The sequence below is a fragment of the Streptomyces sp. NPDC001100 genome (assembly GCF_053598575.1).
Genome location: NZ_JBSFKO010000006.1, coordinates 300,587 through 322,491 on the forward strand (window position 1 = coordinate 300,587; position 21,905 = coordinate 322,491).

The following is a 21,905-nucleotide window of genomic DNA, read 5'->3' on the forward strand; positions in this document are numbered from 1 at the left end:
GCCGGACTTGGGGCATTGCGCCGCCAATGGAGGGTCAGTTGTTCCCGCCGGAACTCAGATCCTTGACCCAGCCACTCACCTGTCCGACGACGTGGCTGATCTCCTGCCAGTAGCTCTTGCCGGTGCCGATCCAGTCCTGCAGCGGGGTCAGTTCCCAGACCAGCCAGCCCGCGACGAACAGCAGGATGATCGTGAAAAGGCAGCCCTTCAGGCAGCCGAGGCCGGGGATCTTCATCGGGTTGGCGCTGCGCTGCCGCGGCTGGCGGGGCTCGCGCGCCGGTTCCTGGGGCCGCTGCTGGGGCTGCTGGGGCCTCGGCGGGGCGTACTGCTGCGGCTGTTGCTGCTGCGGATAGCCGTAGCCCTGCTGCGGTTGCTGGCGCTGTGAGGGCCGCTGCTGCGGGCGCTGCTGGGCGGCCTGTCGGGGCTGCTGCGGCTGCTGCTGGGGGCGGGAGACCTGGCGCTGGGGGCGGCGGCGCAGCGGGTCCTCGCCCGGGTCGAGGTAGGGCTGGAACTGGGTCTGTTCGTTGCGGTCGCGGGCGGCGCGCAGCTGGTTCTGCCAGGGGTGCGGCTGCTCGGGACCGGGGCCACCGGGCTGGTTCTGCTGGCCCTGCCCGCCCTGCTGGCCGTACGGGTTCTGCGGCATGACCGTCGTCGGATCGGCCGCGCCCCGGTTCGGCATGACGGTGGTCGGGTCGGCGGCGCCCAGCGGGCCGCCGGTGTGCGGGAGGACGCTGGTCGCCGCGTTCGGGTCGAAGCCGCCCGCGCCGTGCGAGAGGACCTGCGTCGGGTCGGCGGCGCCGGGTACGCCCGGTACGGCCGCGGGGGCCGGGTCGGGGGCGAGCAGCCTGCCGACGTTCTCGGCGGCGGCGATCTGCGCGGAGTTGGCGTGCACGCCGATGCCCTCGGCGACGGTGCGCAGGCCGCGGGCGAGGTTCTCGGCGCTGGGCCGTTCGTCCGGGTTCTTGCGCAGGCAGCGCTCGATGACCGTCCACAGCGGGTCGGGGACCGTCGAGGGGCGGCGCGGTTCGGCGCTGAGGTGCTGGTGCAGGACTTCGAGGGCGGAGCCGCCGGAGAACGGCGGGTGTCCGGTGACCAGCTCGTACATCAGGATGCCGGCGCCGTAGATGTCCACGGCGGAGGTCTGCGGGCGGCCCTCGGCGGACTCCGGCGCGATGTACGCGGGCGTGCCGACGAACTCGTGGGTGCGGGTCAGGCCCGGGGAGTCGGCGAGGCGGGCGATGCCGAAGTCGGTGAGCATCGGGTGCATCTGGCCGCCGTCCTGCTTGAGCAGGACGTTCGCCGGCTTCAGGTCGCGGTGGACGACGCCGTCGGCGTGGCTGGCGGCGAGCGCGTCGGCGATCTGTGCGGTGAGCAGGGCGGCGCCGACGGGGCTGAAGGGGCCGTTCTCGCGCAGATAGCGGTGGAGATCGGGGCCTTCGACGATGTCCATGACGAGCGCCAGGAGATCGCCCTCGACGACCAGGTCGCGGACCCGGACGATGTTCGGGTGGGTCAGGCGCAGCAGCACCGACCGCTCGCGCAGGAACCGCATCACGATGTCGGGATCGCTCGCGAGTTCTTCCTTGAGGACCTTGATCGCGACGGTCTCACCGGGCTGACCCTGGACAGCCGCCTCGGCGCCCGCGGTCTCACGCTGGCGGGCCCGCCAGACGGTGCCCGTGGCGCCGCGTCCGAGCGGCTCCTCCAGGAGGTACTTGCTGCCTACCGGCCGCACGTCTGCGCTCCCTGCTGCTTGCCTGTGTTCCGGTCCACTGTAGTGCCGCCCCTCTTGCGGCTACCTACGTAAGCATCGCCGTACATGTTCGAAGGAAAGACGCTCACCCCGGTCTCCCGGTTGCCCCAATGGTCACCGAAGCCGGACATGACCGGTCTCACTCGATCACCGGCGCGGCACTGGTCAGGCACTTTTGGGGACAGAGCTGACCAATCAAGATCACTTGCTGCCGGGCCCCGGGCGCGTTGTCAGTGGCAGGTGCGAGGATGCGTGCAGAACTGGCCGATGTGCTCGCGCGGGGTGGGGGAATATTCCGCGCCCGGGGCAGAAGGGACCGCTGACGGCGATGCAGATCCGGCTGACCGTCGTAGACCCGCTGGGGCCGCCCGCGCAGCCGCGGGGCCGCTCCGCGAGCTGCGATGTGCTGGTCACCGCGCCCGCCGGCACGGCCCTGGCCGCGGTGGCCTCCGCGCTGGCCTCGGCGGTCTCCGCCGACCCGTCCGCGCCCGAGCGGAGCCGTGAGTCCGGCGCCCCGGTCGTGCTCTACGCGGGCGTGGAGCGCCTGGACACCCAGCGCTGCACGCTCGGCGAGCCGCCGCTGACGGACGGCGCGGTGCTGTCCCTGGGCGCCCCGGCCGAGCCCGAGGCGCATCCCGAGCTGGACGACGCCCCGACCCAGCTCCATGTGGTCGCGGGCCCGGACGCGGGCGGGGTGCACCTCCTGCACGGCGGCCAGATCCACATCGGCCGCTCCGCCGACGCCGACGTCCCGCTGGACGACCCGGACGTCTCCCGGCTGCACTGCGCGGTCACGGTCGACCCCGGCGGCCGGGTCTCGGTCGCCGACCTGGGCTCGACGAACGGCACCACACTGGCGGGCACGCGCGTGGGCACCCGCCCGGTCCGCTTCGCCCCGGGCGCGCTGCTGCGGATCGGCGAGTCGGCCCTGCGGCTGACCCCGTCCGGCGGCCCGGGAGCACGCACCGAGACGACCCCGGACGGCGAGGGGCACGTGCGCGTGTCCCCCGGCACCCCCGCGGTCCCCCGCGCGCAGCCTCCCGTGGTGCCCGGCCAGGGCACCGCCCCGAGCATCGAGCACCGCACGGTCCCCGACGGCGGGGACACCCACGCCGGCCGTTTCGGCGCGCTCGGCGAGGACCCCGAGGGCGAGCGCGCCGAAGAATCGTTCTCCGCGCGGACGACGACCTCGCACATCCCCGCGCGTGACGAACCCGGCGACGACGACGGCCGCAAGGGCACCCCCCTGCGGGGCACCGAGGTGCCGCAAGGCGTGCGCAGGCGCGGCGGCATCGGCAAGTGGGCCCGCCGTCTGACGGGCGGCCGCGGCGAGTCGGCCGGCGAGGACCCCGAGTCGCCGTACGACACCGCGTACGGCGATTCCCACGACTCCTACGACGGCGAGGGCGCCGGCAAGAACGCGCAGACCCCGCCCGTGCCCGCCCAGCAGCCGGACACCTGGCCCGATCCGGCCGCCCTGCTGCTCACCGCCCTGGGCCCGGGACCCCGGCTGTGGGAGCGCGGCCCCGGTCACCCCGAGGCGCTCACCGTGCGGCTCGGCACCGCCGACCGGGCGACACCGGACGGTTCGGCGCTGCTGCCCGCGGTGCCGGTGACCTCCGGGCTCCGCGAGGTCGGCGCGCTGGGCCTGGCCGGACCGCGCACGCGGCTGGCGGGGCTCGCCCGCGCGGTGGTGGCCCAGCTCGCCGCGCTGCACTCCCCGGACGCCCTGGAGATCGTGCTGATCAGCACGGACCGGGCGCGTCCGGTGGCCGAGCGCACGGCCGAGTGGTCCTGGCTCGGCTGGCTGCCCCATCTGCGTCCGGGGCACGGCCAGGACTGCCGCCTGCTGCTGGCCTACGACCGCGAACAGGCCACGGCCCGCACCGACGAACTCCTGCGGCGCCTGGAGGACCACACCACGGACCCGTACGGCGGAGCCGGGCCGAGGGCCGCCCACGGGAGCTCTCCCGACGCCGGCCGGCGGACTCCGGGGATCGGCGCGCAGCGCGGTCCGGCCGACGAGCGTCACCGGCCGGGCGCGGGTTCCCCGTCGAGCGCACCCATCGCGTACTCCACCGCCGACGAGGCCCATCACGACCGTTCCGGCGCACCCGGCCCGCACGCCCTCGACGACCCGGACTCCGGTGCCGCCCGGCCCCGTTCGTCCGACACCGCCGACCCCGTGCGCGGGGCCGTACACCGCCCCGCCTGGGCCCGCACCGACGACGGCGACGGCTCGGCGGACGGGTTCACGGGCCCGTACACCGTGCTGGTGGTGGACGGTGACCCGGGTGGCGCCGATGTGCGCGAGGCGGTGGCGCGGCTGGCCCACGACGGGCCCCGGGCCGGTATCCACGTCCTGTGCCTCGCCGAGACGGAGGCGGCCTCGCCCACGTCACCGGTGGCGCAGACCTACGAGGCGGCCTGCGCGGCGGCGCCGACCTTCCGGGAGTGCGGCGCGGTCGCGCTGCTCAGCGGTGACGTGGCGACGGCGCTGCGGCTGCTGCGGGTCGCGCACGACGGGGCCCGGCAGCCCGGTACGGCGGAGGGACGCCCCGGTACGCCCGCCTCGCGCGGGTCCGATCCCCGCTCGGCGGACTCCACTCCCGTGGGCCCCGTGGGCGAAGGCACCGTAGCCGCCGTGGACGCGGTCTCGCTCGCGTGGGCCGAGCGGTTCGCGCGGGCGCTGGCGCCGCTCAGGGCGGACGGCGCGACGGGTGAGCGGCACGTGCGCGTGTCGGCGCCGTTGCCCCAATCGGCGCGGCTGCTGGACGAGTTGGGGCTGGCGCGGGCCACCCCGGCGTCCCTGCTGGCGCGTTGGGCGGACGCGGGGGACGACAAGGACGCGCTCGGCGGGCGGGCCTGGGCGGTGCTCGGGGCCGGACCGCGCGGGCCGGTCAGCGCGGACCTCGCCGCCGAGGGGCCGCATCTGCTGATCGAGGGCCCGCCGGGCAGTGGGCGTACGGAGTCGCTGCGGGCGGTGGTCGCCTCGCTCGCGGCGGCCGAGCGTCCCGACCGGCTGGGCATCGTGCTGATCGACGGCCGGGACAGCGTCGGCGCGAGCAGCGGTCATGGCGAGGGCCTGCGGGTCTGCACGGACGTACCGCATGTCACCACCCATCTCACGGCCAACGATCCGGTGCGGATGCGGGAGTTCGCGCAGTCGCTGAGCGCGGAGCTGAAGCGGCGGGCCGAGTTGCTGGGCCGGATCGGGTTCGCCGAGTGGCACTCCCGGCACGAGGTGTCGGGCCGGATCGTCGCCCAGCGGGGTTCGTCCGCTGCCGGGGATCTGGAGAGTCCGACGAGTTCGACGATCCGGCTGCGCCCGGCGGCGGCCCGGCAGCAGACGGAGGCGGCACCGCCGCTGCCCCGGCTGGTGGTGGTCGTGGACGACCTGGACGCCCTGGTGAAGCCGCCGTTGGGCTCGCCCGGCCGCCCGGCCGCCGGTTCGGTCATACGCGCGCTGGAGGCGGTGGCCCGCGAGGGCGAGCGGCTCGGCGTGCACCTGGTGGCGGCCGCCGCGCTGGACGCCCGTACCGCCGAGACGGAACCCGCCCGGCACGCCACCCTCCGCGTCACCCTGGACCCGACGACCCAGGGCCCGGAGGAACCGGCGCCCGGCCGGGGCCGGCTGACCCTCGCGGACGGCCGGAGCACCCCGTTCCAGGGTGGTCGCGTGACGGGCCGTATCCCGCGCACGGCGACGCTCCGCCCCACGGTCGTCCCGCTGGAGTGGCAGCGCATGGGCGACCCCCCGGCCCGCCGCCCGGTCCGCGAACTGGGCAACGGACCCACGGACTTGGCGCTCCTGGCCAGCGCGCTGGAGCGGGCGACGCGTTCGGTGTCGGCGGCGGAGGTCCCGTCACTCCTCTGATCGTTCACAGATTGCCCACACAACCCCACGTCACGACCCAGTCACGATCCCGGTCTTGACAGCGGACGCCATCTTGCCGCGTTCAAGTACCGGGCGTAGACCAGTGCGCACGGAAGCGTTCGAGCGTTCGACGAGGAACGAAGAACGGGGCAGTGATGCGCAGCACGAGCAGCACAATCCGGACACGCACCACCGTACGTACAGCGGCAGTTGTCGCCGCGGGGGCACTGGCGCTCTCACTGACCGCCTGTGGAGGCAGCGGCAACAAGAGCGACAGCGGCAAGTCCAGCACCCCTTCGGAGAGCACCGGCACGGTGACCCTCCCCAAACTGAACGGCCAGAGCCTCGAAGTGGCCGCCGTGTGGACGGGTGCCGAGCAGAAGAACTTCAAGGCGGTCCTCGCGGAGTTCGAGAAGCGCACGGGTGCCAAGGTCACCTTCGTGCCCGCGCAGGACCCGATCATCAACTTCCTCGGCTCGAAGATCGCGGGCGGCCAGCCGCCGGACGTCGCGATGCTCCCGCAGCCCGGCGCGATCAAACAGGCCGTCGACAAGAAGTGGGCCAAGCCTCTGGGTGCCGAAGCGCTCGCGGAGTTGCAGAAGAACTACTCGCAGGGCTGGCAGGACATCGGCAAGGTCGGCGGCAAGCAGTACGGCGTGTACTACAAGGCCGCCAACAAGTCGCTGATCTGGTACAACGCCAAGGTCTTCGCGAACGCGGGCGCCAAGGAGCCCAAGACCTGGCAGGAGTTGCTGACCACCGCGCAGACGGTCTACGACTCCGGGGTCACCCCCTTCTCGATCGCGGGCGCGGACGGCTGGCCGCTCACCGACTGGTTCGAGAACGTGTATCTGTCGCAGGCGGGCCCGGAGAAGTACGACCAGCTCGCCCAGCACAAGATCAAGTGGACGGATCCCTCCGTGAAGGAGGCGCTGACCACGCTGGCACAGATCTGGGGCAAGAAGGCGTACATCGCGGGCGGCCAGAACGGCGCCCTGCAGACCGAGTTCCCCGCGTCCGTCACCCAGACCTTCACCGGCGGCGACCAGCCGAAGTCCGCGATGGTCTACGAGGGCGACTTCGTGCAGGTCAACATCGGTGAGACGAAGGCGAAGGTGGGCACCGACGCCAAGGTGTTCCCGTTCCCGTCGGTGGGCTCGACGGCGCCGGTGGTCTCCGGCGGCGACGCGGCCGTCATCCTGAAGGACTCCAAGGCGGCCCAGGCGCTGGCCACGTTCCTGGCCTCGCCGGACGCGGCGACGATCCAGGCGAAGCTCGGCGGCTATCTCTCCCCGAACAAGAACGTGCCGGACTCGGCCTACCCGAACGCGGTGCAGCGGACGATCGCCAAGTCGCTGATCGCGGCCGGTGACGACTTCCGCTTCGACATGTCCGACCAGGCCCCGCAGTCCTTCGGCGGTACCCCGGGCAAGGGCGAGTGGAAGGACCTCCAGGACTTCCTGAAGAACCCGACCAATATCGCGGGCACGCAGGCGCAGTTGGAGAAGGACGCGGCGGCGGCGTACGCGAGCGGGAGCTGAGCCCGAGATGGCATCGGCAGCGGCGGAGGCCCCCGGGGCCTCCGTCCCTCCCCGCAACCGCAAGAGCGTGACCGGCACCCGCAGGACCGTGGCAGTGCTGTTCCTGCTGCCCGCCCTGGTGCTGCTGGGCGCGCTCGTGGTCTACCCGATCGGGTACTCGCTGGTCCGCAGCTTCGGCAACCAGGCCGGCGACGGTTTCGCCGGATTCGACAACTACAAGGCCCTGTTCACCGACGACGGCATCCGCACCGCCCTGAAGAACAACGTCATCTGGGTGATCTTCGCGCCGACGGTCGCCACCGCCCTCGGCCTGATCTTCGCGGTGCTGACCGAACGGGTGCGCTGGGGAACGGCGTTCAAGCTGGTCGTCTTCATGCCGATGGCGATCTCCATGCTCGCCGCCGGCATCATCTTCCGGCTCGTCTACGACCAGGACCCGCACAAGGGTGTCGCCAACGCGGTCTGGGTCGGCATCCACGACACGTTCGTCTCGTCGTCGGCGTTCCCCAACGCCCACCCGGGCCGCCAGTCCCCGCTGAAGGCGGACCACGGCGGCTTCGTCACCAGTACGACGGTCCACACCGGCCAGACCGTCACGCTCCCGCTGGTCGGCGTCGCCCCCGACCAGATGCCGGACAGCGCGAAGAAGGCCGCGGCGGCGAAGCCGGAGCCGGGGAAGATCACCGGCACGACCTGGCAGGACTTCACCCGCGGCAAGGGCGTCGGCAAGCTCGGCGCGGTCGACCCCTCCGAGCTCGGCTACGGCGGGATGCGCGTCGAGGCCGTCAAGGACGGCAAGGTGGTCGCCTCGACGAAAGCCGCGGGGGACGGCACCTTCACGCTGCCCGCGAGCGCCGACGGGGCCCAACTCCGGCTCCCGGCAAGCAACTTCAAGCAGCCGTACAACGGCGTGGAGTGGCTGGGCCCGTCGCTCGTGACGCCGGCCATCATCGGGTCGTACGTGTGGATGTGGGCCGGGTTCGCGATGGTGCTGATCGCGGCCGGACTCGCGGGCGTGCCAAGGGAGTTGCTGGAGGCGGCTCGCGTCGACGGAGCCAACGAGTGGCAGGTGTTCCGGCGGGTCACGGTGCCGCTGCTGGCGCCGGTGCTCGCGGTCGTCGTCGTCACGCTGATGATCAATGTGCTGAAGATCTTCGACCTGGTCTTCATCATCGCCCCGGGCTCCTCCCAGGACGACGCCAACGTGCTCGCCCTGGAGCTGTACCGCAAGGGCTTCTCGGAGGGCCAGCCGGGGATCGCCAGCGCGATTTCGGTGTTCCTGCTCCTGCTGGTGATTCCGGTGATGCTCTTCAATGTGCGCCGGCTGCGGCGGGAGGTGCGGCGATGACGGCGGATGCCGGAACTCTGGGAAAGACAGGGCCTGTTGAGGTCGTGAAGGCGCGGGAGTCGCTCGGCTCGCGGCTCGCGGCGGCGGCGAGCGGAGGTCTCGTCCGCGTGTTCCTGATCCTCGTCGGCCTGTTCTGGCTGGTGCCGACGATCGGGCTGCTGCTGTCCTCGCTGCGCAGCCCGGAGGACATGAACGCGAGCGGCTGGTGGAAGGTCTTCAGCCAGCCCTCCCAACTCACCTTCCACAGCTACAAGACGCTCCTGGAGAACAGCGACATCACCAGCTCGCTGTGGAACACCGTCCTGATCACCGTCCCGGCGACGGTCCTGGTCGTGGTGATCGGCGCGCTCGCGGGCTACGCGTTCGCGTGGATGGAGTTCCCGGGCCGCGACTGGTGGTTCCTGGGCGTGGTCAGCCTGTTGGTCGTGCCGGTGCAGGTCGCGCTGATCCCGATCGCCGAACTCTTCGGAAAGATCGGCCTGTTCGGGACCATCTTCGGGGTGATCCTGTTCCATGTGGGGTACGGGCTGCCGTTCGCGGTGTTCCTGCTGCGGAACTTCTTCGCCGAGATCCCGCGCGAGTTGCTGGAGGCGGCACGGCTGGACGGCGCCGGTGAACTCCGGCTGTTCGCGCGAGTCGTGATGCCGCTCGGCGGGCCCGCGATCGCGAGCCTGGGCATCTTCCAGTTCCTGTGGGTGTGGAACGACATGCTGGTCGCGCTGGTGTTCACCAAGTCCAGCACGCAGCCGATCACGGTCGCACTGCAGACCCAGGTACGCCAGTTCGGCAACAACATCGACGTGCTGGCACCCGGCGCGTTCATCTCCATGGTGATCCCGCTGGCCGTGTTCTTCGCATTCCAGCGGCAGTTCGTGTCCGGTGTGATGGCGGGCGCGGTCAAATAGTAATAAACCGCACATAGTTCAAGGGGTGGGCCGTCACCGGCCCGCCCCTTCGCGTTCACCGTGCGTCCCCCGTATGCCGTACGCGGCGTAACCAAGTCACTCCATCGGCCGTTCCCGGGCAGAACGCCCGCGCCGACCGACCCATGGATGTCCCTTGCCCAGGTTCAGTGTCATTGTCCCCGCGTACAAGGTCCAGGCGTACCTGCACGAATGCCTGGAATCGGTGCTCTCCCAGTCGTATCCCGATCTGGAGCTGATCGCGGTCGACGACTGCTCGCCGGACGCCTGCGGCGCGATCATCGACGAGTTCGCGGCCCGCGACGCCCGCGTACGCGCCGTCCACCTCCCCGAGAACCAGGGCCTCGGCCGCGCCCGCAACGCCGGTCTGGAACAGGCGACCGGCGACTATCTGGTCTTCCTCGACAGCGACGACACACTCACGCCCGACGCGCTGCGCTCGATCGCCGACCGCCTCAAGGAGACCGGCGAACCCGACGTCCTCGTCTTCGACTACGCCCGCACCTACTGGTCCGGGGAGGTCCAACGCAACAAGGTCGCCGCCCAGTTGACCGAACAGGGACCGGCGCCGTTCCGGCTGGAGGACCGCCCCGGGCTGCTGCGGGTCATCATGGTCGCCTGGAACAAGGCGTACCGCCGGGAGTTCGTCGAGCGCGAGGGCTTCGCCTTCCCGCCCGGCTACTACGAGGACACGCCGTGGACCTACCCGGTGCTGATGGCGGCGGAGACGATCGCGACCCTCGACCGGGTCTGCGTCCACTACCGCCAGCGCCGCCAGGGCAACATCCTCGGCACCACCAGCCGTAAGCACTTCGACGTCTTCGACCAGTACGACCGGGTCTTCGCGTTCGTCGACGCGCGCCCCGAACTCGCCCAGTGGCGGCCGGTGTTGTTCCGCCGCATGGTCGACCACCTGGCGACGGTGTTCACCAAGCCGGACCGGCTGCCGCGCGGCACCCGCGCGGAGTTCCTGCGCAAGGCCCGTGCCCACTACCGCCGTTACCGCATCCCGGGCACCTCGGTCCCGCTGCGCACCCGGATGCGGCACACCTTCGTGCACTTCGGCGTGCACCGCACGTTCCGGGCTGTGCAGAAGGCGATGAGCTGGCGGCGCCGGGCGGTCAAGCTCACCGCCAAACTCCTGCGCAACCTCAAGGCGGCGGTCCTCCAGCTGCACTACAAGGTCCAACTCCGGCTCCCGCTACGGGATCGCGCGGTGTTCGCCGCCTACTGGGGGCGCGGCCACAGCTGCAACCCGGGCGCGCTGGAGACCGCGTTCCGCACCCACGCCCCGCACATCCGCACCGCGTGGATCGCCCGCCCCGAGCACCACCACACGATCCCGGCCGCCACCCGCAGGCTGCGCCCGAACACGGTCGCCTACTGGACGGCGCTGGCCCGCTCCAAGTACCTGGTGAACAACGTCAACTTCGACCGCCGGCTGGTCAAGCGCCCCGGCCAGGTGCTGATCCAGACCCAACACGGCACCCCGCTCAAGCACATGGGCCTCGACCTCCAGGAACGCCCGGCCGCCGCACGGGACATGGACTTCGGCGAACTCCTCAAGGGCGTCGACAAGTGGGACCACGTCCTGTCCCCCAACCGCCACACCACCCTGACCTGGGAGCGGGTCTACCCCGGCAGCTACACCACGCTCGCCTACGGCTATCCCCGCAACGACGTGTTCCAGCAGGCGACTTCGGCCGACGTGCACCGCCTGCGCGAGTCGCTCGGCATCCCGCAGGACGCGATCGCCCTGCTCTACGCCCCAACTCACCGCGACTACCGCCGCGTCCAGCGCGCCCACCTCGACCTCGACCGCGTACTGCGCCGCCTCGGCCCGCGCTTCGTGGTGCTGGCCCGCGCCCACTACTGGCACGAGGGCCCGCTCGCCACCGCCGCGTCCGGCCGGATCATCGACGTCACCGACCACCCCAGCGTCGAATCGCTCTGCCTGGCCTCGGACGCGCTGGTCACCGACTACTCGTCCCTGATGTTCGACTACGCCAACCTCGACCGCCCGATCGTCATCCACGCCGACGACTGGGAGGCCTACGAGGCGGCCCGCGGCACCTACTTCGACCTGCGGGCCTTCCCGCCGGGCGCGGTCGCTCGCAGCGAGGACGAGCTGATCGACATCTTCGCGACCGATCACTGGCGCGGCTCCCGCTCGACCCAGCTGCGCACCGCGTTCCGCGAGCGTTTCTGCCCCTACGACGACGGCCGCGCCGCCGAACGGGTCGTACGCCACGTGGTGTTGGGCGAAACCGACCTCCCCCCGGTCGTCCCGCTCGCCGACCGCCACCCGGTCCCCTCGGCCGCCGCGAGCCGCACACACGCCCCCCTCACCACCGTGCCGCAGCCCACGGCGTCCCGACCCGTCACCGACCGCCTCTGAACGCCGTTCCCACACCGGGGAGTTCGCATGCCATCAAGTCCCTCGCGGCCGACACCGACCCGGCCGTCGACCTGGCGTCCGACCGGGCGCCCCGGCCGCCGCGCGCACTGACCCGGAACCTCCCCTCCGGACCACTGGAGAAAGAACAGAATGCCCCGCTTCAGCATCATCGTCCCGTCCCACGGGGTCGCCGGCCGGCTCTCCCAGGCCCTGGACTCGGTCCTCGCGCAGTCCTACGGCGACTTCGAGCTGATCCCGGTCTGCGACGCCCCCGGCTCCCCGGCCGCCGAGGTCGCCGACGCCCACGCCGGACGGGACTCCCGGGTGGCCCCGGTCCACTCACCCCCCTCGGCAGGCCTGAGCGGGGCACGCAACACCGGCCTGCGGGCGGCGACCGGCGCCCACGTCCTGTTCCTGGACGGCGACGACATCCTCGCCCCGGGCGCGCTGGCCGCGCTGGACGCCCGCCTCACGGAGACCGGCGACGTCGACGTCCTGTACTTCGAGCACGAGCGCACCCCGTGGTGGGAGGGCGAGCCGACCAACCCGGCGGCCCCGCTGCTGGCGAAGACCCCGGCCGGTGCCTTCTCCCCCGCCCAGGCACCGCAGCTGACGGGTGTTCAGCTCCCGGCCTGGAGTGCGGCCTACCGCCGCGCCTTCCTCACCGACCACCAACTCACCTTCCCCGAGGGCCCGTTCACCGACCTCGGCTGGGGCGGCCTGGTCACCCTCGCCGCCGAGCGGGTGGCGGTGCTGCGCTCGGTGGTCGTACGGCATCTGCTGCGGCGGCAGGGCAGCCGGCTCAACCTGCCGGGCGCGCACCACCACCAACTCCTCGACCAGGTCGACATGGTGCTGACGCGTGCGGCCGACACCGCTCTGTCCGGCGCCCTGTTCGAGCAGCTCTTCGCGGTGGTGCTGAAGACGGCCTCCCGCCCCGAACGCCTCCCCTCCGGACACCGCGCCTTCTTCCGGCGGGCGGGGCGGCTGTACCGCACGCACCGGCCCGCCGGTTTCCGCGCGCCCGGCGGGAGTGTGGGGGTGCAGCACCGGCTGCTGGCGTCGGGCGCGTACTCGGCGTTCCGGGCGCTGCGCGGCGTCAACCGCTCGGCCTCGGAGGCGGCCGAGCGGGTCCCGCGCCCCCGGATGCTCCGCACCCGCCTGCGCTACGCCCGCGACCTGCGCCGCCCCCTCGACCCCAACCTGGCCGTCTACTGCGCCTATTGGGGCCGGGGCTACGCGTGCAGCCCGGCCGCGATCGAGGCCGAGGCGCGCCGACTCGCCCCGCACATCCGCTCGGTGTTCCTCGTCGAGCCGGACGCCGTGGACGCCGTACCGAAGGGCGTCGAGCACGCCGTCATCGGCAGCCGGAAGTACTGGGAGGTGCTGGCGCGGGCCAAGTACCTGGTGAACAACGCCAACTTCGCGGAGGGCGTCGTCAAACGCCGCGGCAGCGTGCACGTCCAGACGCAGCACGGGACCCCGCTGAAGAAGATGGGCGTCGACCAGTCGACGTACCCGGTGGTGGCCGCCGCGACCGGCAGCTTCGCCAAGTTGCTGGGCCGGGTGGACCGTTGGGACTACAACATCTCCTCCAACCGGCACTCCACCCAGATGTGGGAGCGCGCCTTCCCCGGCTCGTACGAGGCGCTGGAGTACGGCTATCCGCGCAACGACGTCTACTACACGGCGACCGCCGACGACGTGGCCCGTATCCGGCGGGAGTTGGGCGTCCCGGAGGGCAAGACGGCCGTCCTGTACGCGCCCACCCACCGCGACTACCGGACCGGCTTCGACACCGGGCTCGACCTGGAGGCCTTCTGCGCGGCGGCCGGCGAGGACGTGGTCGTGCTGCTGCGCGCCCACTACTTCTACGACCAGGGCCGCGCCAGGAGCGGCGGCCGGATCATCGACGTGACCGGGCACCGCTCCTCCGAGGACGTGTGCCTGGCCGCCGACGCGCTGGTCACGGACTACTCGTCGATCATGTTCGACTACGCCAACCTCGACCGGCCGATCGTCGTGTACGCCGACGACTGGGAGGTCTACCGGGAGACGCGGGGCGTCTACTTCGACCTGATGGAGGCCCCGCCGGGCCCGGTGACCCGCACGCCCGAGGAACTGGCCCAGGTGTTCCGCGACGGCTCGTACGCGAACCGGGCGTCCGCCGCCCTGCGGGCCGAATTCCGGTCCCGGTTCTGCGAGTTCGACGACGGACTGGCCGCCGAGCGGGTCGTACGCCGGGTGTTCCTCGGTGAGCCGCCGGAGGCGGTCCCGCCCGTGATCCCGCTCGCGGAGCGCGTCCCGGCCCCCGCCGCCACCCTCGTAAGGAGCTGAACCCGAAGTGCCCCGCTTCAGCGTCATCGTCCCCGTCTTCAAGGTGCAGGGCTTTCTGCGCGAGTGCCTCGACTCGGTCCTGGAGCAGTCCTACCGGGACATCGAGGTGATCGCCGTGAACGACCGCTCGCCGGACGGCTGCGGTGCGATCCTCGACGAGTACGCGGCCCGCGACCCACGCGTACAGGTGCTGCACCTGCCGGAGAACGTCGGCCTCGGCCGCGCCCGCAACGCCGGAATGCCCCTGGCCACCGGCGACTTCCTGTTCTTCCTCGACAGCGACGACACCCTCACCCCGGGCGCCCTGCGCGCGATGGCCGACCGGCTCGACGCGAGCCGCGACCCGGACGTCCTGGTCTTCGACTACGCGCGCACCTACTGGTGGGGCGGCACCCGGCGCAACGTCCTCGCGCACGTCCTGACGGAGGTCGACGACACCTTCACGGTCGCCGAACACCCGGAGATCCTCGACCTGTTGATGGTCGTGTGGAACAAGGTGTACCGCCGGGAGTTCGTGCACAAGCACGCCTTCGAGTTCCCGCCGGGCTACTACGAGGACACGCCCTGGACGTTCCCGGTGCTGCTCAGCGCCGAGCGGATCGCCACCCTCGACCGGATCTGCCTCAACTACCGGCAGCGGCGGCAGGGCAACATCCTGTCCACCACCAGCCGCAAGCACTTCGACATCCACGACCAGTACGACCGGGTCTTCGCGTTCGTCGACTCCCGCCCGGAGCTGGCGAGTTGGCGCCCCTACCTGCACCACAAGATGGGCGAGCACTGTCTCGACATCCTCGGCAAGCCGGACCGCCTGCCCCCGTCCGACAAGGCCGAGTTCTTCCGCCGTACGGCCGAACTGTTCGCCAAGCACAAACCGGCCGGCGTGACGGTGGACGCCGAAGTCCGTGTCCTGGAAGGGAGTTACGCGCGGTACCGGGTCCGGCGGCAGGCGGGAGGCGCCGGTCGGCTGCTCGGGCGACGGGCGTTGCAGGCGCGCAAGGCGGCGGCCGGGCGGGTCAAGAGCGGCTGGGGCGCCCTGCACGCCCGCCGCTCCCTGGACCCCAACCTCGTCGTGTACTCGGCCTTTTCGCATCGCGGGGTCCTCGGCGACCCGGCCGCCGTCTACTACAAGGCGCGGGAGATCGCCCCGCACCTCCGGGGCGTGTGGGTCGTCCAGGACGCCGAACAGGCCGCGCTGCTGCCGCCGGACGTCGACCACGTCCTCCTCAACACCCCGCGCTTCCACCAAGTCATCGCACGCGCCAAGTACTTCGTGAACAACGTCAACTGGCCCGGCACCCTCACCAAGCGGCCCGGCAGCGTCCACATCCACACCCACCAGGGCACCCCGCTCAAGTACATGGCGGCCGACCTGCTGGACAGGCCCGGCGCCCGCTACGGCGTCGACGTGCCGCAGATGCTGCGCCGCGCCGACCGCTGGGACCACAGCCTGGTCGCCAACCGGCACTCGGAGCTGGTGTGGGAGCGGGCGTACCCGTGCCACTTCGCGTCCGCGCGGACGGGCAGCCCGCGCAACGACGTCCTCGTCGGAGCAACTCCGGCAGCTGGTGCGGCGGTTCGGGAGCGGCTCGGCATCCCCGACGGGAACACCGTCGTGCTGTACGCGCCGACCCGCCGCGAGTACGTGCGGAGCGGCCACGTCGACCGCCTCGACCTGGCCCGGTTCGCGGAGGATCTCGGCCCGGACCACACCCTCGTCGTACGCCTGCATCCGTCGCTGGCCACCGGTCCCGCGCGGGGCATGGGTCTCGCGGATCTGCACCGGCGGGGTGTGCTGGTCGACGCGACCGACGAACCCTCCGTGGAAGACGTCATGGTGGCGTCCGACGCCCTGGTCACCGACTACTCGGCCCTGATGTTCGACTACGCCAACCTCGACCGCCCGATCGTCCTCCACGCCGACGACCGGGAGGCCTACGAGGCGAGCCGGGGCACGTACTTCGACGTCACCGCCGCGCCACCGGGCCATGTGTCCGGTTCCTACCGGGAGTTGGCGTGGCTGTTCGCCTCGGGCGCCTGGCGGGACGAGGACTCGACGCGGTTGCGGGCCGAATTCCGGTCGCGCTACTGCGAGTTCGACGACGGGAACGCCGCCGAGAGGGTCGTACGGACACTGCTGCTGGGTGAGGACGACTGGCGGCCGCCGGCCGGATCCGTCACGCGCGTGCCCTCCCCCGCCGCCGGTCACGACCAGTTGGCGTCCTCATGAGGCCCCGCACGTGGGTGCTGGTGCTGGCCGCCGTGTTCGCGGTGCTCCAACTCGCCAACGTCACCGGCCGGGACACCCCCGACACCAAGAACTACCTGTCGTACGCGCTGAGTCTGAGCGGTGAGAGCAAGCGCACGGCGGCGACCGTCACCATCGACTACTACTGCGCGAGCAGGGGGGACACCGCGCGGCGCGACCAGAGCGTGGACGTGCTGAACTTCCACGGCAAGGACCCGGCCGCGCGGGTCGCGAAGAAGTGCCGGGCCGACCAGTGGCGGGTGGTGGACGCGCAGGTGCGGGCCGGGAACAGCGGCGGGTTCATCACGCCGTTCATGCCCGAGCGGTTCATGCGGATCTTCGAAGTGCGGCCCGGGTACCCGGTGTTCCTGGTCCCGTTCGTCACGCTGCTGGGGCCGGTGTGGGGGCTGTGGACGTCGAGTGTCGCCCTCACGGTCGCGGGCGGGATCCTCGTGTTCCTGATCCTGCGCACGCTGTCCGTATCGGTACCGCTCGCGCTGACCGGACAGGCCCTCTACTACGTCCTGCCGTGCGGCACGACCGCGATGCGCCCGATGACCGAGGGCCTGATGATGGCCCTGACGCTGGCCGCGGTGTGGGGCTGCGCGCTGGTGTCGACGGGCCGCCGTACGCGCGCCGCTTTCGCTCTCGTCGGCGGTTCCCTGCTGCTCCTCTTCACGGTCAAGCACTCGCAGGCCCTGTTCCTCGGGCTGTGCCTGGCCGGGGCGGGCGCGCTGGTCGCCGTACGGCAGCGACAGCGGTGGCGGGCGTGGGCGGTGGTCGCGGGACTCGGCGGGGTGGCGGCCGTAGGAACTCTGCTGTTGGCGGGACTTCTGCACTACCCGTCACAGACCGACAGCCTCCAGGACCTGCTGACCGATCACTACGCGCGCCCCGACCGTGCCCGGCTGTACCCCGAATTCCTGCACCTGGAAGCCAATTTCTGGCTGGAGTGGACGCGGCAGCAGCTGTGGCAGCCGGTGCTCGCGGCGGCGCTCGGTGCCGGTGTGTGGGGTGCGCTGCGGCGGCCGGTGTTCGGGGCGTTCCTGATCGCGGCCGCGTTCACCGGGATCCTCACGCAGGCCGCGCACCCGGACATCAGTGTGTGGGGCGGGCGGCTGATCGTGCTGGTGTGGCTGTTGCCGGTGGTGGGGGTGCCGTTGCTGCTGGAGAGCGTGGTGCGGGGGAAGGCGGTCGTCGCGGTGCCGGTGCAGGCGCACGGGCAGCAGACGCAGCCGGTGCGGTGACGCGGGCGACCCCGGCGACGAGGTGATCAGCACTCGTCGCCGGGGTCGTGGAGGCGTCGTATCGACTAGTTCATGTTGACTAGTTCGTATTCACTACTCGATGACGAGGTCGACCTCGACGTTGCCGCGGGTGGCGTTCGAGTAGGGGCAGACCTGGTGGGCGGTCTCGACCAGCTTGCGGCCGGTCGCCTCGTCCACGGTGGCGGGGAGTTCGACGCGCAGCGTCACCTTGAGGCCGAAGCCCTCGCCCTGCTTGCCTATGCCGACCTCGGCGGTCACGGCGGCGTCGGTGACGTCGACCTTCGACTGCCGGCCGACGAGGCCGAGGGCACTGCCGAAACAGGCGGCGTAACCGGCGGCGAACAGCTGCTCAGGGTTGGTGCCCTGGCCGTTGCCGCCCATCTCGACCGGAATGCCGAGCTGAAGGTCGATCTTGCCGTCGTTGCTGACCGCGCGGCCGTCACGGCCGTGGGTGGCGGTGGCTACGGCGGTGTAGATCGCGTCCATTGGAAACCATCCCTCTCGGAAGTCTTGGTGGGGGGTGACCGGTCCGGGTGTCCGGACCGCCTCACGGCGACAAGTAGAGCACACAATTCAATTGCACACAACTAAATGGCCCGCTAGCGCTATCCTGGAACCATGACCACCACTCCCGCCGACACCCCCACCAGCGACTGGCTCCGCCTGGACCAGCAGATCTGCTTCTCCCTGAACGCCGCGTCCCGCGCCTTCGGCGGCGTCTACCGCGTGCTCCTCAAGGATCTCGGGCTCACCTACCCGCAGTACCTGGTGATGCTGGTGCTGTGGGAGCACGGCGAGCTGCCCGTCAAGAAGCTCGGCGAACACCTGCGGCTCGACTCCGGCACGCTGTCCCCGCTGCTCAAGCGGCTGGAGACGGCCGGTCTGGTACGGCGTGAGCGCAGCGCCCGCGACGAGCGCTCGGTGGAGGTACGGCTCACGGACGAGGGCGTCGCCCTGCGCGAACGCGCCCTAGACGTGCCGCGCCGCATCCTCGGCGCGACCGGCTTCGACGTCGACGAGATCCGCGCGCTGCGCGCCCGCCTCGACGAACTCACCGACGCGCTGGACTCGGCGGCACTGGAGCAGGCGTGACCATGTCCTGCGGGGGCGTTCGGCGGATGTAGAGGGCCAGCTTCACGCGTCCGCTCACAAACTGCCTCCGGCGCGCGAACTCCCCGTCCACGACGTCGAGTTTGACCCGGTCGACCGGATCGCCCGGCACCCACCGGGACGGCAGCAGATTCGACTGCGCGACGATCCACACCCGGTCCACCCCGGCGAGCCCGGCCTCCAGCTCGGCCGGCGCCACCTCACGCCCGCTCAGCGTCCCGGACCTCGCCCCCGACTCCGCCAGCGCCAGGTCCCGCACCCCGGCGAACGGCCCCGGATACGCCAACGCCGTCACCCGCCAGAACGACGGCAGGAAGAGGACCGGGTCGCCGGGGCGCAGTTCGCGACCGGCGAGTGCGGAGACCTCGGCGAGGTTCTCCGGGCGGTGGGCCGCCAGGCGGTCGTTGCGGTAGGCGGGGAGGCCGTGGAGGAAGGGGACGGCCAGGGCCAGCGCGCCGGCGAGGGTGACGAGGTGGGTGCGAGCGAGCCGTTTCGGGGGGCTCGGTGGGGGGCTCGCGGCTTCGGTAGTGCGGTCGATTCCGGCCAGCGGTGGGCGGGTTGCGGCTCCGGGGTGGTGGCCGCTCGCGGTCAGGGCGCCGACCAACTGGGGGCGGCGCTCGACCACAGCCGTCCGGCCCGCCTCATGGGCCGCGTCACGGCCCGCTTCATGGGCGACTTCCGGACTCAGGAGACTGCTCAGCCACAGCCGTCCCGCCATCCCCACCAGCCAGTCCGCCCCCGCCGCCACCAGCAACGGCGCCCCCGCCAGCGCGTACAGCACATACCGCTCGTGGAACAGCGGACGGAACTGCGAGACCGTCAGCAGGATCACCGGTGGCACCACCAGCAACGGCAGCGCGACCGACGCGAGCCGTCCCGCACCGAGTCCCAGCAGGATCAGCAGGACCGAGGTCCAGAAGACGACTCCGGTCGGGGTGACGGCCAGGAACCCCCGGGCCAGCCGCTCGGTGGTGTCCCGGTCCGGCACCCGCAGCCACGCCACCTGCCCCGACTGCCGCTGGGACACCCACGCCAACGGCAGCAGCACCCCCACCGCGGTGCCCGCCGCACGCGCCCAGCCGGCCCACACCGCCCTGGGCACCCGCGCCGCCAGCAGCGTCAACGCGTGCGCGCAGAGCACCAGTACGGCGAACTCGTGCAGCAGAAAGGTCACGGCGAGGACAGCGCCGTACGGCCACCACGAGCGCCCTTCCAGCGCCCGCACGAGGAGCAGCGTCGCCCCGGCGACTCCGGCCGCGACGATGGCGTACGACCGGCCCTCCTGCGCGTAGTGGCCGGTCAGCGGGGTGATCGCGTAGAGCAGGCCGGCCCAGAGGCCGACCCGGGGGCGGGCCAGGCGGACGCCGAGGGCCGCGACCAGGCCGGCCGTCGCCGCCGCGCCGCACACCGACGGCAGGCGGAGGGCGACCTCGCCGGGGTGGACGGCGAGGACGGCGTGCATGAGCAGGTAGTACAGGCCGTGCACCGCGTCGACGCCGTGCAGCAGGTGCCAGATCTGCGGCACCGTGCGCCGCGCCACCAGGAACGTGACGCCTTCGTCGCCCCACATGCCGCCGCGGTCGAGCCCCCACAGGCCCAGCGCGAGCATGACGGCCACCGGCACGACGACGGCCACGACCTCCGCACGCGTCCGTCGGCCGGGCCCGTACTCGCGCTCACCTTGGCTGTCCACGTGGCCGATTTTGTACTGTAAGCGGGCTCTTACCAACGATTGACGGTGTATTAGCATTCATGCGGCATTCACCCGGCTTACGATCCGCTGTGATGAACGCCGTCCGCAGACACCGCCTCCTCGCCCTCACGCTCGCCTGGCTCGCCACCCGCGCCGGAATGCTGCTCCTCCTCGCGTACAACGGCCTGCCCCTGCTCGGCCGGGGCGCGGTCGCCCGGGAGGTGTGGCGCCTCTACCACCACTGGTACGGGGTCCTGTCGCAGGGCGCGTTCCCGGCCAACGACCACCTGTGGCAGTACCCGCCGGGGGCAGGACCGATCCTGCTGGCCCCGGCTCTGCTGCCGGACCTGACGTACTTCCAGGCGTTCGTCGCCTTCACCCTCGCCGCCGACGCGCTGATCACCGCGGTCCTGGCCCGCGCGGGCACCCGCCCCGGCCACAGCCTGCGCGGCGCCGCCTACTGGATCGGCTGCCTCCCCCTCCTCCTGGACATGCCGCTCGTCCGCTACGACGTGCAGGTCACGGCGTTCGCCGTCATCTCCCTGTTGACGTTGTCGCGCTCCACGCGTGCGTGCGGCGCGTTCGCGGCACTGGGCGCGCTGGTGAAGGTGTGGCCGGCGCTGGTGCTGCTGGGGGCGCCGAGGGGGCGGGCGACACGGTCGGTGTGGTCGTGGGCGGTGGGGACGGGGGTCTTGTCGCTCATGATGCTCGTAGCCTTGTTCAACAATCCTTTCGCCTTCTTGCGCCAACAGGGCGGCAGAGGCGTACAGATCGAGTCACTGGGCGGCACGTTCCTCGGCCTGGCGACCCACGCCGGCTGGCCGGGCCGGGCGCGCTACCAGTACGGCGCGATGGAGTTCACGGGACCGCACGTCGCCGCCGTCGCCGACGCCTCCCTCGCGTTCACGGCGGTCGCCTTCGGGTTCCTGCTGCTGTGGCGGATCCGGGCCCGCCGCTGGACCGACGCGACCCCCTACGACGCCGCGCTGAGCGCCGTCCTGCTGTTCACCGTGACCAGCCGGGTGATCAGCCCCCAGTACATGATCTGGCTGCTCGGCCTGGCCGCCGTCTGCCTGACCTCCCGGCACACCGTGCAGCGCCCGGTGGCCGCGCTGATCGTGGCGGCGACCGCGATCAGCGCCGTCGAGTTCCCCGCCCTCTACGGAGACGTCATCCACAGCACGTGGACGGGCTGCGGCCTGATGGTCGTACGCAACGGTCTGCTGGCCGCCGCGGCCGTCCTCTCCTTCGTCCGGCTGTGGCGGTCGTCGCGGGCCGTTCCGGCGACGCCGCACGCGCGCGTGCGGCCCTCCGGCCCGCACGGGGAGTCCCAGCAGTTGACCGCGGCACACTCCGGCGCCTGATTGACTGAGGCCCGGGGAGCGTGAGGGACGCGCCTCCAGTGATCG

At 71.9% G+C, this 21,905-nt stretch carries 13 protein-coding genes; 10 read left to right on the forward strand and 3 right to left on the reverse strand.

All coding sequences use genetic code 11. The annotated features are described in order from the left end of the window. Nucleotides 1-34: 34 nt before the first annotated feature. On the reverse strand, nucleotides 35-1,735 hold the full coding sequence (locus ACWDEW_RS11610) for a serine/threonine-protein kinase (protein ID WP_450511856.1): 1,701 nt from the start codon (nucleotides 1,733-1,735) through the stop codon (nucleotides 35-37). A gap of 346 nt (nucleotides 1,736-2,081) precedes the next feature. Here ACWDEW_RS11610 and ACWDEW_RS11615 point away from each other — a divergent pair, with 346 nt between their 5' ends. The 8 genes from ACWDEW_RS11615 to ACWDEW_RS11650 all read left to right on the forward strand — a co-directional run bounded on the left by ACWDEW_RS11615 (nucleotide 2,082) and on the right by ACWDEW_RS11650 (nucleotide 17,672). Next, on the forward strand, nucleotides 2,082-5,630 hold the full coding sequence (locus ACWDEW_RS11615) for an FHA domain-containing protein (RefSeq protein ID WP_450511858.1): 3,549 nt from the start codon (nucleotides 2,082-2,084) through the stop codon (nucleotides 5,628-5,630). 155 nt (nucleotides 5,631-5,785) lie between these two features. Continuing rightward, entirely contained in the window at nucleotides 5,786-7,171 is a 1,386-nt protein-coding gene (locus tag ACWDEW_RS11620; protein WP_450511859.1) for an ABC transporter substrate-binding protein, read from the forward strand. A 7-nt stretch (nucleotides 7,172-7,178) separates the two neighbouring features. After that, complete coding sequence (locus ACWDEW_RS11625) at nucleotides 7,179-8,519, forward strand: carbohydrate ABC transporter permease (protein ID WP_450511860.1); 1,341 nt, start codon at nucleotides 7,179-7,181, stop codon at nucleotides 8,517-8,519. Beyond that, the gene (locus ACWDEW_RS11630; RefSeq protein ID WP_450511861.1) at nucleotides 8,516-9,424 is read left to right on the forward strand and encodes a carbohydrate ABC transporter permease; all 909 of its coding nucleotides are present in this window, start codon (nucleotides 8,516-8,518) and stop codon (nucleotides 9,422-9,424) included. The genes ACWDEW_RS11625 and ACWDEW_RS11630 overlap by 4 nt, the downstream gene beginning before the upstream one ends. Nucleotides 9,425-9,578: 154 nt before the next feature. Continuing rightward, entirely contained in the window at nucleotides 9,579-11,840 is a 2,262-nt protein-coding gene (locus ACWDEW_RS11635; RefSeq protein ID WP_450511862.1) for a bifunctional glycosyltransferase/CDP-glycerol:glycerophosphate glycerophosphotransferase, read from the forward strand. A 150-nt stretch (nucleotides 11,841-11,990) separates the two neighbouring features. Next, nucleotides 11,991-14,177 (forward strand): bifunctional glycosyltransferase/CDP-glycerol:glycerophosphate glycerophosphotransferase, encoded by a 2,187-nt coding sequence (locus ACWDEW_RS11640; protein ID WP_450511863.1) that lies wholly within the window; start codon nucleotides 11,991-11,993, stop codon nucleotides 14,175-14,177. A gap of 7 nt (nucleotides 14,178-14,184) precedes the next feature. Further along, nucleotides 14,185-16,407, forward strand: coding sequence for a bifunctional glycosyltransferase/CDP-glycerol:glycerophosphate glycerophosphotransferase (locus ACWDEW_RS11645; RefSeq protein ID WP_450511865.1), 2,223 nt, complete (start codon nucleotides 14,185-14,187; stop codon nucleotides 16,405-16,407). Further along, nucleotides 16,404-17,672 carry a hypothetical protein gene (locus tag ACWDEW_RS11650; RefSeq protein WP_450511867.1) on the forward strand — a complete coding sequence of 423 codons (1,269 nt, stop codon included), beginning with the start codon at nucleotides 16,404-16,406 and terminating at the stop codon, nucleotides 17,670-17,672. The genes ACWDEW_RS11645 and ACWDEW_RS11650 overlap by 4 nt, the downstream gene beginning before the upstream one ends. 93 nt (nucleotides 17,673-17,765) lie before the next feature. Here the strand turns inward: ACWDEW_RS11650 and ACWDEW_RS11655 are convergent, their stop codons facing one another. Further along, nucleotides 17,766-18,179 (reverse strand): organic hydroperoxide resistance protein, encoded by a 414-nt coding sequence (locus tag ACWDEW_RS11655; RefSeq protein ID WP_450511869.1) that lies wholly within the window; start codon nucleotides 18,177-18,179, stop codon nucleotides 17,766-17,768. Nucleotides 18,180-18,311: 132 nt separating this feature from the next. Between ACWDEW_RS11655 and ACWDEW_RS11660 the strand changes: the two genes are divergently transcribed. Beyond that, nucleotides 18,312-18,785 carry a MarR family winged helix-turn-helix transcriptional regulator gene (locus tag ACWDEW_RS11660; RefSeq protein WP_362983389.1) on the forward strand — a complete coding sequence of 158 codons (474 nt, stop codon included), beginning with the start codon at nucleotides 18,312-18,314 and terminating at the stop codon, nucleotides 18,783-18,785. On the opposite strand, the gene ACWDEW_RS11665 is transcribed toward ACWDEW_RS11660, so the two are convergent. Next, nucleotides 18,745-20,412: a glycosyltransferase family 39 protein gene (locus ACWDEW_RS11665; protein ID WP_450511941.1), complete on the reverse strand. Its 1,668-nt coding sequence runs from the start codon at nucleotides 20,410-20,412 to the stop codon at nucleotides 18,745-18,747. The two genes, ACWDEW_RS11660 and ACWDEW_RS11665, sit on opposite strands and share 41 nt — an antisense overlap. A gap of 176 nt (nucleotides 20,413-20,588) precedes the next feature. Here ACWDEW_RS11665 and ACWDEW_RS11670 point away from each other — a divergent pair, with 176 nt between their 5' ends. Then, nucleotides 20,589-21,860: a glycosyltransferase 87 family protein gene (locus tag ACWDEW_RS11670; protein ID WP_450511870.1), complete on the forward strand. Its 1,272-nt coding sequence runs from the start codon at nucleotides 20,589-20,591 to the stop codon at nucleotides 21,858-21,860. The last annotated feature ends 45 nt before the right edge of the window (nucleotides 21,861-21,905 follow it).